The organism is Hymenobacter sp., from assembly GCF_035709525.1.
In the GTDB taxonomy this organism is placed as follows: domain Bacteria; phylum Bacteroidota; class Bacteroidia; order Cytophagales; family Hymenobacteraceae; genus Hymenobacter.
The window spans coordinates 1-13,462 of sequence record NZ_DASTEP010000111.1; the positions used below are offsets into that span (position 1 = coordinate 1).

Annotated in this window: 12 protein-coding genes; 9 read left to right on the forward strand and 3 right to left on the reverse strand. The window is 58.9% G+C overall.

What is annotated here, in order from left to right; translation table 11 throughout:
- Nucleotides 1-47: 47 nt before the first annotated feature.
- The 9 genes from recQ to VFO93_RS09430 all read left to right on the forward strand — a co-directional run bounded on the left by recQ (nt 48) and on the right by VFO93_RS09430 (nt 9,384).
- A complete protein-coding gene (gene recQ / locus VFO93_RS09390) occupies nt 48-2,798 on the forward strand; it encodes a DNA helicase RecQ (protein ID WP_325134107.1) in 2,751 nt (916 codons plus the stop codon).
- Nucleotides 2,799-2,847: 49 nt separating this feature from the next.
- The gene (locus VFO93_RS09395) at nt 2,848-3,210 is read left to right on the forward strand and encodes a hypothetical protein (RefSeq protein WP_325134108.1); all 363 of its coding nucleotides are present in this window, start codon (nt 2,848-2,850) and stop codon (nt 3,208-3,210) included.
- Nucleotides 3,211-3,387: 177 nt separating this feature from the next.
- The gene (locus VFO93_RS09400) at nt 3,388-4,062 is read left to right on the forward strand and encodes a DUF2306 domain-containing protein (RefSeq protein ID WP_325134109.1); all 675 of its coding nucleotides are present in this window, start codon (nt 3,388-3,390) and stop codon (nt 4,060-4,062) included.
- A complete protein-coding gene (locus VFO93_RS09405; protein ID WP_325134110.1) occupies nt 4,059-4,886 on the forward strand; it encodes a hypothetical protein in 828 nt (275 codons plus the stop codon). Before VFO93_RS09400 ends, VFO93_RS09405 begins: the two co-directional genes overlap by 4 nt.
- Before the next feature lie 10 nt (nt 4,887-4,896).
- Nucleotides 4,897-5,703, forward strand: coding sequence for a hypothetical protein (locus VFO93_RS09410; RefSeq protein WP_325134111.1), 807 nt, complete (start codon nt 4,897-4,899; stop codon nt 5,701-5,703).
- Nucleotides 5,704-5,714: 11 nt separating this feature from the next.
- The gene (locus VFO93_RS09415; RefSeq protein WP_325134112.1) at nt 5,715-6,623 is read left to right on the forward strand and encodes a hypothetical protein; all 909 of its coding nucleotides are present in this window, start codon (nt 5,715-5,717) and stop codon (nt 6,621-6,623) included.
- 13 nt (nt 6,624-6,636) lie between these two features.
- Nucleotides 6,637-7,473: a hypothetical protein gene (locus VFO93_RS09420; protein WP_325134113.1), complete on the forward strand. Its 837-nt coding sequence runs from the start codon at nt 6,637-6,639 to the stop codon at nt 7,471-7,473.
- Nucleotides 7,474-7,544: 71 nt separating this feature from the next.
- Complete coding sequence (locus VFO93_RS09425; protein WP_325134114.1) at nt 7,545-8,381, forward strand: hypothetical protein; 837 nt, start codon at nt 7,545-7,547, stop codon at nt 8,379-8,381.
- A gap of 199 nt (nt 8,382-8,580) precedes the next feature.
- Nucleotides 8,581-9,384: an XRE family transcriptional regulator gene (locus VFO93_RS09430; RefSeq protein WP_325134115.1), complete on the forward strand. Its 804-nt coding sequence runs from the start codon at nt 8,581-8,583 to the stop codon at nt 9,382-9,384.
- A 127-nt stretch (nt 9,385-9,511) separates the two neighbouring features.
- Here the strand turns inward: VFO93_RS09430 and VFO93_RS09435 are convergent, their stop codons facing one another.
- The 3 genes from VFO93_RS09435 to VFO93_RS09445 all read right to left on the reverse strand — a co-directional run bounded on the left by VFO93_RS09435 (nt 9,512) and on the right by VFO93_RS09445 (nt 13,279).
- Nucleotides 9,512-9,838 carry an REP-associated tyrosine transposase gene (locus tag VFO93_RS09435; RefSeq protein ID WP_325134116.1) on the reverse strand — a complete coding sequence of 109 codons (327 nt, stop codon included), beginning with the start codon at nt 9,836-9,838 and terminating at the stop codon, nt 9,512-9,514.
- Nucleotides 9,839-10,190: 352 nt separating this feature from the next.
- Nucleotides 10,191-11,927 carry a phospho-sugar mutase gene (locus VFO93_RS09440; RefSeq protein ID WP_325134117.1) on the reverse strand — a complete coding sequence of 579 codons (1,737 nt, stop codon included), beginning with the start codon at nt 11,925-11,927 and terminating at the stop codon, nt 10,191-10,193.
- A gap of 110 nt (nt 11,928-12,037) precedes the next feature.
- Nucleotides 12,038-13,279: a T9SS type A sorting domain-containing protein gene (locus VFO93_RS09445; protein WP_325134118.1), complete on the reverse strand. Its 1,242-nt coding sequence runs from the start codon at nt 13,277-13,279 to the stop codon at nt 12,038-12,040.
- Between the last annotated feature and the right edge of the window lie 183 nt (nt 13,280-13,462).

Below are 13,462 nucleotides of genomic sequence, written 5' to 3' on the forward strand. Positions count from 1 at the left end.
GGGGCCGGGGGGTGAGGTGCCCCCGGCCAGCCTACCTTGCCGAGCTTATGACCGACAAAACGCCCCCGAGCCTCGGCACCCCCCACGAGCACATTTACCTCACCGGCATCCGCACCTGGGACAAAGCCAAAGCCTACGCCCGCGAAAACCGCAAAGCCCCCACGCCCGCCGAGGCGGCCCTATGGCAAGAGTTGCGGGCTGGCCGCCTGGGTGCTAAATTTCGGAGACAGCACGCCATCGAATTTTCTATTGTCGATTTTATATGCCTCAGTCAGCGGCTCATTATTGAGGTTGACGGTGATATTCACCTAGATACCGACCAAGCCGAATATGACCGGGGCCGCACCCACGTACTAAAGGAATTAGGTTTTCACGAACTTCGTTTCTCCAATGCCCAAGTGCTGCATGAATTGCCCCTAGTTCTGGCAAAAATCAAACAGCACCTAACCAATAAATACAGCCAACTTGACTACGGAACGAAGCCGTCCGGCTCCCCCTCTTTTTTGGAGAGGGGGCCGGGGGGTGAGGTTCCCCCGCCTGCCATGCCCGCCCTCACTACCGCCCCCGCGCTCACCGCTGCCCGCCAAGCCCTCAAGCGCTACTATGGCTACGATAATTTTCGCCCCATGCAGGGCGACATTATCCAGAGCATCCTGGGTGGCCAGGATACGGTGGTGCTCATGCCCACCGGCGGCGGCAAATCGGTGTGTTTCCAGATTCCGGCCGTGGTGAGCGAGGGCGTGTGCGTGGTGGTGTCGCCGCTCATCGCCCTCATGAAAGACCAGGTGGAGGCCCTGAAAGCCAACGGTATCGTGGCGGCCTACATCAACAGCAGCGTCAGCCAGAGTGAGTCCACCGACATCTCGCGGGCCGCCCTCAGCGGGCACCTCAAGCTGTTGTATGTCAGCCCCGAGAAGCTGCTGGGGGAAGGTTTTTTGCAGTTCTTGAAGCGGCTCAACGTCAGTATGTTTGCCATCGATGAGGCACACTGTATTTCCTCCTGGGGGCACGATTTCCGGCCCGAGTACACCCAGCTCGGCGCGTTGCGGCAACACTTCCCGAGCACGCCCATCATCGCCCTCACGGCCACGGCCGACCGCCTCACGCAGCGCGACATCAAAACCCAGCTCAACCTGCACGAGCCCAGGGTTTTCCTTTCCAGCTTCGACCGGCCCAATATCAACCTCGTGGTGCGCCCCGGCCAGGACCGCCTCGGGCAGATTCTCGACTTCATCGGCCGCAACCCCACCGATGCGGGCATCGTCTACTGCCTCTCGCGCAAAACCTGCGAAACGGTGGCCCAGAAGCTTCAGCAAAAAGGCATCAAAGCCGGCTACTACCACGCCGGCATGACGCCCAACCAGCGCGCCGAGGCCCAGGAGAAATTCTTGCAGGATGATACCCAGGTCATTGTCGCCACCATTGCCTTCGGCATGGGCATCGACAAAAGCAACGTTCGCTGGGTGATGCACTACAACCTGCCCAAAAACATCGAGGGCTACTACCAGGAAATCGGCCGCGCCGGCCGCGACGGCGGCCCCGCCACGGCCATCCTGTTCTACAGCTTCGCCGACGTCATGTCGATGCGCGAGATGGTGACCAAAGACGTGCCCCCGCGCCAGGCCCAGCTCAACCAGGCCAAGCTGGAGCGCATGCAGCAATTCGCGGAAGCCGCCAGCTGCCGCCGCCGCATTTTGCTGCACTACTTCTCCGAAGACCTGGGCCACGACTGCGGCAACTGCGACATCTGCCGCAACCCGCCCACTACCTTCGATGGCACGCTGCTGGCCCAGAAAGCCCTGTCGGCCAGCGCCCGCACCCAGCAGCGTGTGGCCATAAACTTACTGATTGATATTCTGCGCGGTATGCGCAACCAGTCGGTGCTGCAATATGGCTACGAGCAGCTCAAAACCTACGGCGCGGGCAAGGATTTGCCCTACCTCGACTGGTACAGCTACGTGCACCAGATGCTGAATGACGGCCTGTTTTACATCGCCTACGAGGAAGGCTACGCCCTCAAAATAACCGAGCGCGGCCAGCAGGTGCTGAAAGGCCAGCTGCCCGTGTCGCTCAAGAAATTCCAGCCCGCCGAAAAGGCCGAAAAATCAACCCGCGCCAGCCGCAAAGCCGCCGCCGAGGCCGCCGCGGCCGGGGTCGGCTCGCCCGAGGCTCGCCTCTTCGAGCGCCTGCGCCAGCTCCGCAAGCAGATTGCCGACGAGCAGGGCGTGCCGCCCTACGTGGTGTTCACCGACACCACCTTGCAGGAAATGGCCCGCGAGCAGCCCACCAGCCGGGTGGCCATGCTCTCGGTATCGGGTGTGGGTATGAAGAAATTCGAGACCTACGGCGAAGTGTTTATCGAGGCCATCTTGCAGCACGGCACCCCCCGCGCCGTGCCCGCCGAAGACGACGCCGACGAGCCCAACGTGCCGCCCTTCAGCGATGACTTTGCGCCCGCGCCTCGCTCAGCTGCTGCTAAAGCCGCCGACCGCGACCTCAACGATACGGAGGAACAAACATTGAAACTGCACTGTCAGGGCCTAAGTGTGGAGCAGATAGCGCAGCAGCGGAACCTGGCTGTGGGCACCATGCGCCAGCACCTCGAGCGCGCTTACAGCAAGGGCCGCGACCTGCGCCTCGAAGAGTTTCTGAGCGACTCGGACCTGGCCGCCATCGCCGCCGCCCGCGCCCAGCTCGGCCCCGACGCCGGCCTGCGCGACCTCTTCGACCACCTGCGTGAGCGCTACGACTACTTTCAGCTGCGGCTGGCGGGCATCCGGGCGCAGCGCGGGCGGTAGTTAGTTATGTTTGTTGTGAGTATATAAGTATCATAATAAATTCAATAGAATGGCACTCACTTCTGAACAGGTCAAGCAGGTTTACCAAGTTGCAAAAAAAATTTACGAAGGTAGTGTGTCGGCTGTTGATGGAGTTGAGTGTATGTTTCAACAGCACGCAATGAATAAGGGTACTGCTCGTATTTTTATTTCTGTTTTTCCAAAATTGCGGGAAGGTCAGCTATACAAATATGGGCTTGCGGGGATGCCAATGGACTATTTTCTAACACGTGTTTTAATTGATTACGGTAAGGCAGGTCTATTGAATGCACTCAATGCTTTCAAAAGCCATATCGAGTATTACGAAGACAGACGTAAGACTAATATGAATCTGCTTAGAGAAATTTACAAAAAACATTTAGGATTTTTATGAATTTCTCTAAGTGCATAAAAGACATATCTTTAAGTTTTGCATTGGCAGATTTGTAAGACTGATAGTTGTTTGATTTCTAAAAGTTATTTTTTAGTTTAGAAGCTGCTTCTATCGAAGCATCTTTGCGCTATGCAGCAACTAAAGCCGCCAAGTAGCTCAGAAGAAACCAAGCCGCCTTTGCTGCGACGCTTACTGCTCGCCCTCGCAGCCCTATTCATCGCCGCCTTTGCGGCCCTGATGCTCACCAAAACGCTGCCCTACTACTCCTTCGAGAAGGGCATCCACTTCCTCACCACCAAAAGCGACGAAACCAACGACAGCCCGTGGTTTCGGGCGGGGTTCTACATCCACATCACTACCAGCCTGGTAGTGCTGGTGCTGGGCCTGCTGCAATGGCTGCCTGTGGTAGCCCGGCGCGGGCCGCGCCTGCACCGCTGGCTGGGCTACGGCTACGTAGGGGGCATTCTGGCGCTGGCCGCGCCCTCGGGCCTCGTGCTGGCGCGCTTCGCCAATGGCGGGCTGGCGGCGCAGGTAGGCTTTTCGCTGCAATGCGTGGTGTGGTGGCTCGCTACCTGGGCGGCCTACCGGGCGGCCCGGCAGCGGCAGTGGCCCCACCACACCGCCTGGATGGTACGCTCCTACGCCGTAACGCTGGCCGCGCTGGCTTTGCGTGGCGAAAGCTACCTCCTGTACTACGCCTTCCAGACCAAGCCGATAGAGACCTACCTCACCGTGACGTGGCTGTCATGGGTAGGCAATCTGGTCGTGGCCGAGGTGCTGCTGGAAATGGGGCTGGGTCGGTATTTTTTGCGCGAAATAATGGGCCGGCTAAGCCGTAAATTGGGAGCATGAAAAAGCTGATTGGAATACTGGTGCTGGCGGCTGCTACCAGCTGTCATTCAAGCTTAACGAATACTGATAAAGTGCTCGTCGGCGCAGCGGCTCCCGTAGCTAAGCTGGCTGCCGCTGACACATTGTCGATAACCATGCTGCGGGGCTGCGACCTGTCGTCAGTGTTGCGTACGCTGCCGGCTAACCCCGACGATACCACAGCACCGATGAACGGTTTCTTGGGGGCCGACCTCCAGCGTATCGAGGTAGTAGTGAGTGAGGTGCATCGCGACTCGCACCAGCCTACCCGCTATTGGCTGCGCGGCCAAGACCGATATAAAGGTTGCATCAATTCTTTCGCGGGCAGCGTTGACCTAACGCAGGTGCAGCACCAAGGTAATAAGCTGAACGGTACACTCAAAGCGGCTTACACGGCTATTGGGCGCTTTGAGCTGAGCGAGAAAGCCGCTCAAGCCGCAGCCGGTACGTTTCAGGGCCGCATTGCGATAGATTGGGCTGTTACCGAAGACGGTAAATTGATGCAACATACGCTCAATATAAGGATTCCGGGCTCGATTCGGGAATACGAGCCCAGTACTAAAACGCCCACGCGGGGTGGCGGCATCCTCTGCGAAGGCACTTGGACTAGTGCCACTGGGCAAACAAAACCTATGGTGTGGGCCGCCGACTTGCTGGCGTACCACGGGCCGCAGATACTGAGTGATTTTGTGGTAGGTGGGCGTATGCTCGATGTAAATCCTAAGTACGCCAAGCTGGGCTGGAACGAATACTACACCAACGACGAGTGGTGGGCCGCCTCACCCAAGCCCAGCCTGGGCCTGTAAACCTGCACCAATGATGAAAAAGCTACTATTGGGCGCTTGGCTGCTGGCGGGCGCGGTTATTTCCTGCCAACCCAACGTGCCGGCTGCCAGTAGGCAGCAAGCGAAAGAAGCCGCTGGCTTACCGGCAGCCACCTCCGACTCTACGGCGGCAATGCTGGCCCTGTTGCGGCAGGTAGACTTGTCGGTGGCCTGGAATGGGGCGGGCGGGGCCGCTATGGAAGGCTTTTACGGGCCGGATAGCTACCGCATGTCGTTTTACTTCGACAGTGTGCGGCGCGATGCCCAGCGGCCCAACGTGTATTATGTTCAAGGCCGTGACCGATTCAAAAAAGTCATTACCCCATTTACCGGCACGCTTACTGTGACGCGGGTGGCCCCGCTGCCCGACACGGCTGGGCTAGAACACGCCAATGGCGACCGGGCTTACACGGCCTTTACCAGCTTTGTGCTGCGTGAGGACAGCTTGCGCAAAGGCGCTGGCCGCTGCTGGGGCCGCGCCGTGCTCGATTTTCAGGTAAACGCGCGCAACCAAGCCACGGAAGCCGGTTTCACGGGCATCGGGTTGGGCGAAGGCAATCCCACGAAGGGCTGTGGCCAAGTGTTTAAGGGTACTTGGCAAGATAACCAGAGTGGTCGGCGGCAGCCAGTAGCCTGGGCTAACTTCTATGGCGTAATCGTGCCCGATGCCTTGCGAAAATTGGGCCTGGGCGAGCGCATAGAAGAAGTAAACCCCAAGCTGACCTGCTACGGCTGGAACACTATTATGGAAAACGACGAGTGGTGGGCAAAGTCGCCCCAGCCAAGCTTGAGTATGTAAATAAAACGGTTATGAAAAAGTTGCTCACGCCGCTCGTTGTAGTTGGAATAGTCGCCGCCTGCCAGCCGCAGCCTACTCGCACTACCGCAGTCGCAGCCCCGGCCGCTGCCGTTACTACCCAGCTAAGGGCGGCTACTAAAGTTGCACGGCCGTTAGTGGCGGAGGCCGATTCCTTGACGCCGAAAATGCGCGCCAGGCTCCGGCAGGTCGATTTGTCCGATTTATTCCGGGTGCCCGAGCCGAGCCAGCGCGGCGTAGCCCAAACCGTACTCGATGGCTTCTTTGGTAGCAATCCGCAGCGGCTATCCCTGGCTCTGCTCAAGGTTGTGCGCGATAGCCTGCAACCCAATCTTTTTCACGTGGTTGGGAAATCACGTTACAAAGCGCAGACTACCACTTTTACTGGCACCATCCACATCACCAGCGTAGCCGACTACTACGACCAGTGGCAATTGCTGACGCAAGGGGAAGAGAGTTTTGTTCTGGACACCACCGCCAGCGGCAATGGTGATATTCTAAATGCCAAGGCCTATTCGGCCGCCGCTTCGTTCAAGTTCGCCGGATTATCGCCCGCGCCTTATGCGCTGAGCGGCCGGGCACTACTAGACTTTTGGATGACGGACGAGGGAAAAATTGGCGGTATGTATGCCCCTTGTGAAGGTTGCGTAGATACCAAAGCACCCAGCAAGGGAAGCGTGCTGCTGCTGCGGGGGCAATGGCTCGATGGTAGCGCTAAGTCTGGGCGTTCCTTCCTGGTATGCCGCGATGTTTTTTTTATTGCGAATAGCTTGATGGATAATTTCGGGATAGGTGACCGCGGAGCGCAGGTCAACCCGAAATACAATAAATTCGGTTGGGGCACTTACTGGGAAAACGACGAGTGGTGGGCCGACTCGCCCCGGCCCAGCTTAAGTCTGTAACGCTATTTGTAGAATGAAAAAGCTACTCCTGTTCCTGGCCGCTGCCGTAGTTGCCTGCCAGCCGCAGGCGGTGCCAACGGTGGTACGGGTATCCACTACTCCCGATGCCCCAACGCTGCAGGTGACCGCCCCCACGCTGACTTTGCTGCGCGCGCACGACATGGCCAACCTGCTACAAGGATGTGGCTACAGCGAAAGCGGGGAAGAGTTGGAAAACCCGGAAGTACTAAATGGCTTTTTCGGCCCAACCCACTACCGGCTTGCGTTGATGCTATTGGCAGTGCGACAGGATGACACACTGCCGCTCGTGTACCATGTGCGGGGCAAAAGCCGCTTCAAAAACGTCGTGCTGCCGTTTGCGGGCACTATCACGCTCACGCAGTTGCTAGAGCAGCCGCATTACTCAACCCAAGAAGTGGCCATCGCGCAACGAGAGAAGTGGGTGCTACCTGATGTAAACCGGGAACTCTACACGGCCGTGGGCCGCTTTGAGCTGCGCGAGCAGGCCGGGCAGCGCGGGGCCGGCGTGTACCGGGGCACGGTGGCTTTCGATTTTGGCATTGCTGAAAACGGTAAGCCGGATTATGCCTGGCGCACCGACCGCACGGCCGCCCACAATATCCAATTGGAATACGCTGGCACCTGGACGAGCAACGCTACCAAGCGGCAGATAAAGGTGCTATGGGCGAAGGACTTATTTAATAATCCTGATGTGGAGGCGCTCGATATATTTACGCTGGGCGACCGGGAGAGAACTATCAATCCCAAATACGCCAAGCTCGGCTGGAGCGATTATTGGCAAAACGACGAGTGGTGGGCCAACTCGCCCCGGCCCCGATTGGCCCTCTAATTAGCTGCGCGCTATACTAAATGGGCTATGTTGTAGTTAACGAATGTAAAAACTTCATTACCGCCTGGCCCATGAAACTACTAGTTGCACTACTTGCACTTTCGGCATGGGGCGCGGCGCGCTGGCTGCCGCCGGCCGCCACGGTGGCAAAGGCGGCAGCAGCTACTCGTAAAGAGCGGAAAGCCAAGGTGCCGCCTCAGCCCAGCGGCTTGGCGATGCTGCGCGAGCACGATTTGGCCTTGCTCTTGCAAGCCCGCCACCCACCTTGCAAAACGTGCGCGTTTCGGCCCCTGAACGGCTTTTATGGCCCGAGCCGCTATCGCATCGAGCTGGCAATGTTGCAGCTAACGCGCGATGCCCGGCAGCCCACGCTGTACCATGTGCAAGGCAAAAGCCGCTACAAAAAGGTAATAAGGCCATTCAGCGGCACGATTACGCTGGCGCAGGTAGTGAAGCAGCCCGAGTATTCAGCGCGCGAAATTGCCGCATCATCCGACTGGGACCAACTCGAAAACTTGCCCAATATGTACACCGCCATCGGCCAGTACGAGTTGCGCGAAGCCTCAACGCAACGCGGAGCCGGGGTTTATTGCGGTACGGTAGCGCTTGATTTCAGGGTTGAAGAAAACGGCCAGGTAGTGCAAAAATCCCGGCATGGTAAGACATTGACCCAGGGCGGCGAACTCAAATACGCGGGCACCTGGACCAGCAATGCGACCAGCCGCAACGTGCCGGTAACCTGGGTGGGCAATTTCCTGAGCTACCGCGGGCCGCAGGGGTTCAGCGATTTCAACATTGGCGACCGGGGCATTAGCATCAACCCTAAATACGCTCACTTGGGCTGGAACAACTTTTGGGAAAATGACGAGTGGTGGGTTGATGCTCCTCCAGCCAGCGCGCGTTTGTAGCCTCAGCCCGCCTTGGTAATTCAAAAAGCCGCCCCACCCGAGGCGGCTTTTGTGTTCTAAAAGCCATAGCCCAAACAAAATATTCCCCAAGCGCGTTGGCAAGTCTAATGGAATTAGTAACTTGCGGCCTGTGTTGCCGGATTGTGTGCGTCGCTGGCCTGTCGCGTTAGGCTGCCATCTCCTTAGCCTTCCTTTTATTATGATTAATACCAACCTCAAGTTCTGGCGTCGCGAGCTGAGTTTGACGCAAGCCCAATTAGCCGATAAGCTCGGCATTAAGCGCTCATTAGTAGGTGCTTATGAAGAAGGCCGCGCCGAACCGCGCCTAGCCACGCTCGTGAATATGGCGCGCCTGTTCAACATCCCGCTCGACTCGCTGGCCACCACCGACTTCACCAAAAAGAAGTACGCCAAGACCGCCGCCGCCCTGCGCGAAGCCGGCCCGCCCGTCGAGCCCTCCGACGAAAAGCCGCTGCGCGTGCTGGCTTTCACCGTGGGCCCCGACGAAAAAGAAAATATTGAGCTGGTGCCCCTGAAAGCCGCCGCCGGCTACCTCAATGGCTACGCCGACCGCGAGTTTATCGAGGAGTTGCCGCGTTTCCGGCTGCCCATGCTGCCCGGCACCGGCACCTACCGCGCCTTTGAAATCTCCGGCGATTCGATGCTGCCGCTCACCAGCGGCACCACTATCGTGGGCCGCTACGTCGACGACTGGAGCGCCCTCAAAGATGGCACGCCCTGCATCGTGGTAAGCCAGAAAGAGGGCATCGTCTTCAAGCGTGTGTACAATAAGCTGAAGCAGAACTCTTTGTTTGGGCTTCACTCCGATAATCCCACGTACTCGCCCTACGACATCAAGGCCGAAGACGTGCTGGAAATCTGGGAAGCCAAGAGCTACATCAGCAGCACGTTCCCCATCGGCGGCGTAACGCTGGAAAACCTCGCCAGCCTGGTGCTGGACCTCACGCAGCAGGTGAAAACCATGCAGTTGCAGCGCGCGTAACACCAAGCTCCAGCTTGGTGAATCGTTGTTGAGTCGCGTCAGTTTTGTAACACCAAGCTCCAGCTTGGTGAATCGTTGTTAAGCCGTTCGGGTGCTCAACAACGATTCACCAAGCTGGAGCTTGGTGTTATGGCAAATAAGTATGTGGCCAATGTTGCCACTCTGCAACTAGGCCGGCCTTCACCGGATTCAGCAAGATGTAGCTGATGATGCGCTGCACCTCATCGGCATCCCGGCAGAGGTGGTCGTAAGTTTCGCGGTGCCAGAAAGCGCCGGTTCGCCCGAGTAATTTATTAGCCTTTTTGGCGGTGAAGCTTTTGATGGATTGCAGCGTCTGAGTTAAAGGCAGGGCATCGTCCGGTAGCATTAGCAACACATGTACGTGGTTGGGCATGATACAGTAGCAATCTAGCTGATAGGCCTTGCCAGCGTAGAAATGCAAGCTATCGCGCACTAGATTAGCAATCGCCTCCCGCCCCAGCCAGGTAGGCCCCGGCGCTCCCGCCAACAACGCATCAAACCGCCCGAAATAACGCCTCTGACGAGCATAGGATGATTCCTCTCGCAGCGTAGCCTGGTCTTGCTGTGCCCACTCGGCCTAGTAGCGCGCCAGCACATCGGCCGGCAGCGTACCTGCCAGGCGAAACGTCAAAAATAGCGTACTGCCCGGCGGCAGCCAGTGCGGCAGACTACGCTCGTAGTAGGTAAGGTCGCGCATCAGCTATGTAACACCAAGCTCCAGCTTGGTGAATCGTTGTTGAGCACCCGAACGGCTTAACAACGAGGCACCAAGCTGGAGCTTGGTGTTACTTCAATTGCATCTCCTCGATGATACGCTGAATCTTGGCCTCGGCCTTTTTGTGCGTCACCTCGTAGTCGGCTACCGAGCTCAGCGGCTCTTTCACGCTGAAATAAAACTTGATTTTGGGCTCGGTGCCGCTGGGGCGGGCCGAAATTTTGTCGCCGGCTTCGGTGATGAATTGCAGCACGTTGGAGCTTTCCACGCCGGTGCTTGCCACCTCGCCGGTGCGCAGATTCTTGATTTGGCCGTTGTCGTAGTCGCGCACTTCCACTACCGGCGAGCCGGCGAGCGTGGCGGGCGGGTTTTTGCGCAGCTCAGCCATCATTTCCTTGATTTCCTCGGCGCCGCGCTGGCCCTTCTTGGTCAAGGAGATGAGGTCTTCGACGTAGAGGCCGTACTCGGCGTACATCTGCTCCATTTCCTCGTAGAGGGTGCGGCCTTGGCTCTTAGCCACGGCGGCCATTTCGGCCACCAGCGCGCAGGCCGATACCGCGTCTTTGTCGCGCACGAAGTCGCCGATGAGGAAGCCGTAGCTTTCCTCGCCGCCGCAGATGTAGCTTTCCTGGCCCGCCAACTCGCGGATGAGGCCCGCGATGTACTTGAAGCCTGTGAGCGTGCGGTACGACTTCACGCCGTAGTGGCGGGCAATGTCGCCCAGGATTTCGCTCGTTACTATCGTGTAGACGATGAAGTCATTGGGCTGCGCCTTGTGGGCCTTGGCGCGGGCCGACAAAATGTAGTGCGTGAGCAGCGCGGCGGTCTGGTTGCCATTGAGCAGCACCCATTCGCCAGCCCCATTTTTCACGCCCACGCCTACGCGGTCGGCGTCGGGGTCGGTGGCGAGCACGATGTCGGCATTCTGCGCCTTGGCCTGGTCGAGGGCCAGCTGCATGGCCGATTTCTCCTCCGGGTTGGGCGACTGCACGGTGGGGAAGTTGCCATCGGGCGTAGCCTGGGCTTCTACCACGCTCACGTTGGTGAAGCCGAAAGCCGCCAGGCCGGGCGGCACCAGCTTGATGCCCGAGCCGTGAATAGGCGTGTACACGATGCCCAAGTCGTGCTGCTGCTTGATAGCCTCGGGGTTGATGCTAAGCTTTTTAAGCTCGGCCAGGTAGGCGTCGTCCAGCTCCTTACCGATGCTGTGGATGCGGCTAGCGTCGCCTTCAAACTTCACCTCCGTGGGGCTGGTGATTTTGTTGACCTCCACGATGATGTTCTTGTCGTGCGGGGCCACGACCTGCGAGCCGTCGTTCCAGTACACCTTGAAGCCGTTGTACTCCTTGGGGTTGTGCGAGGCCGTGATAACGCAGCCGCTCTGGCAGCCCAGGTGCCGGATGGCAAACGACAGCTCGGGCGTAGGCCGCAGGTCGTCAAAGAGATACACCGTAATGCCGTTGCCCGAAAACACGTTGGCCACCGTTTCGGCAAACAGGCGCGAGTTGTTGCGCGAGTCGTGGGCGATGGCTACCTTGATTTCCTGGTCGGGAAAGCTCTGGTGCAGGTAGTTGCTGAGGCCCTGGGTGGCCATGCCCAGCGTGTAGCGGTTCATGCGGTTCGAGCCCGCGCCCATGATGCCGCGCAGGCCGCCGGTGCCAAACTCCAGCGAGCGGTAGAAGGCATCGGTAAGCGCCTCATCCTGGCCGCTGGCTTGCAGCTGCTTGATTTCGGCTTGGGTATCAGCGTCGTAGGCGGGCGTGAGCCAGCTGTCGATGCGCTGCTGAATGTCGGGCGAGAGAGCCATTGGGGAAAGATAGAAGGGTGACTAGGGCCAGAAACGGCCTTAAAAGAGAGAAGTTGGAACAAAGAAAATCAAAACCCAGCGCACCGGGCCGCGATGGGCTACGCCGCAGCTTACTGTACCGTGAGCTTTTGCGACACTACCCCGTGCGCCGATTGCAGCTTGAGTACGTACTGCCCGGTTTCGATGGGGCTCAGGTCGAGGTCGAGGGTTAATTGGCCGCCCGCCAGCGGCACGGCCAGCACTACCTGGCCCAGCATATTCTGAAGCAGCAGGCTAGCTTCTTCGCCCGTGGTGCGCGCTACGCGCAACGTTTGCTGGGCGGGGTTGGGCACGGCCGTGAAGCGGCCGGCCGGGCGCGCCGCCTTGGCAGCCAGCGCAGTAGGGGGTAGCCAAGCGCCCAGCCCCAGCGCGTAGAGGCGCGGCGGCACGGTCAGAAAGCTATTGCTAACCTGCTCGTTGGAAATGAACAAACGCCCGTTTTTGACAAAGCACAAGCCTTCGGCTTGTCCGATGAGCAGCGGGCTGGGTAGTTCGATGCGGCGCTTGTTCGCTTGCAGATAGCCCGCGCCCTGGTAGCCTGACAGCACCCATATAAACGTGGTGAGATTACTAACGTTATAGCCTAGGAGCACGGCGGTAGTGCCGGCGGGGTTGAGGGCGGCGGCCGTCACGAGGCCGTTGGTATTAAAGGTGCCGCGCAGGCGGGCCACGTGGGTGCCGGGCGCGGCGGGCACGGTGTAGTAGCGCGTTTTTAAATCGACCCAGTTCTTGGTGAACAGGTGCAGCGAGTCGTTGGCAAAAAAGAAGGCCTCGCAGTCGAAATTATGGGCGTTGTTGCGGGGCGTGAAGTCGGTTTGGTCGGGGTAGCTGAAATTGATGGCCTGCGCCGTAGCCGTGGTGGCACTGGCACCCAGGTCGGTTTTGGCCACGCGCAGGATGCGCAGGTCGCGGCGGTCGCCGTTGTTGTTGCCGAAGTCGCCGATGTACACGTACTGCGCGCTGGCGGCGAGGTCTTCCCAGTCGGTATTCGGGAAGTTGCTGATAGCCACCTGTTGCAGCACCTGCCCGCTGGTCGAGTCTACCCGGAATAGCGTGGCCGAGTTGCCGCTGTCGTTGTGCGTCCACACGCTGCCGCCCGTGTAGAGCAGGCCCGACGACTCATTCACCGCGCTGGCCAGTGTGGCCTTGGTGAGCAGCGCCGTGGTCGTGGTGGGGTACTGGCACGAGCCGTCGTTGCTGGTGGCGCTGGCGTTGTAGTTGGTGGCCTGTGGGTCGGTGCAGCCGCTCTGGGCGCGGGCAGTGCCCGCAGCGGCGGCCACTAGTAGCAGGATAGAATATAGTTTGGCTAACATCCGGGTTGTATAAAATAAAGAAGTAGCTTGCTGCGCCAGGGCAATGGCCCTTTTACGCGGCAAGCTACTCACTGTGTTCGGGTTATCAAGCGTGGCGCAGAGCCTGCGGGCGTGAACCTCACCCCCGGCCCCCTCTCCAAAAAAGAGGGGGAGCCTGATGCCCTTTAACGTTGGCTTACGTTC

Coding starts and splice junctions, on each gene's coding strand:
- VFO93_RS09430 (WP_325134115.1), top strand. CDS start 8,581: ATGATTAATACCAACCTCAAGTTCTGGCGTCGCGAGCTGAGTTTGACG.
- VFO93_RS09405 (WP_325134110.1), top strand. CDS start 4,059: ATGAAAAAGCTGATTGGAATACTGGTGCTGGCGGCTGCTACCAGCTGT.
- VFO93_RS09425 (WP_325134114.1), top strand. CDS start 7,545: ATGAAACTACTAGTTGCACTACTTGCACTTTCGGCATGGGGCGCGGCG.
- VFO93_RS09445 (WP_325134118.1), bottom strand. CDS start 13,279: ATGTTAGCCAAACTATATTCTATCCTGCTACTAGTGGCCGCCGCTGCG.
- VFO93_RS09440 (WP_325134117.1), bottom strand. CDS start 11,927: ATGGCTCTCTCGCCCGACATTCAGCAGCGCATCGACAGCTGGCTCACG.
- VFO93_RS09395 (WP_325134108.1), top strand. CDS start 2,848: ATGGCACTCACTTCTGAACAGGTCAAGCAGGTTTACCAAGTTGCAAAA.
- recQ (WP_325134107.1), top strand. CDS start 48: ATGACCGACAAAACGCCCCCGAGCCTCGGCACCCCCCACGAGCACATT.
- VFO93_RS09415 (WP_325134112.1), top strand. CDS start 5,715: ATGAAAAAGTTGCTCACGCCGCTCGTTGTAGTTGGAATAGTCGCCGCC.
- VFO93_RS09410 (WP_325134111.1), top strand. CDS start 4,897: ATGATGAAAAAGCTACTATTGGGCGCTTGGCTGCTGGCGGGCGCGGTT.
- VFO93_RS09420 (WP_325134113.1), top strand. CDS start 6,637: ATGAAAAAGCTACTCCTGTTCCTGGCCGCTGCCGTAGTTGCCTGCCAG.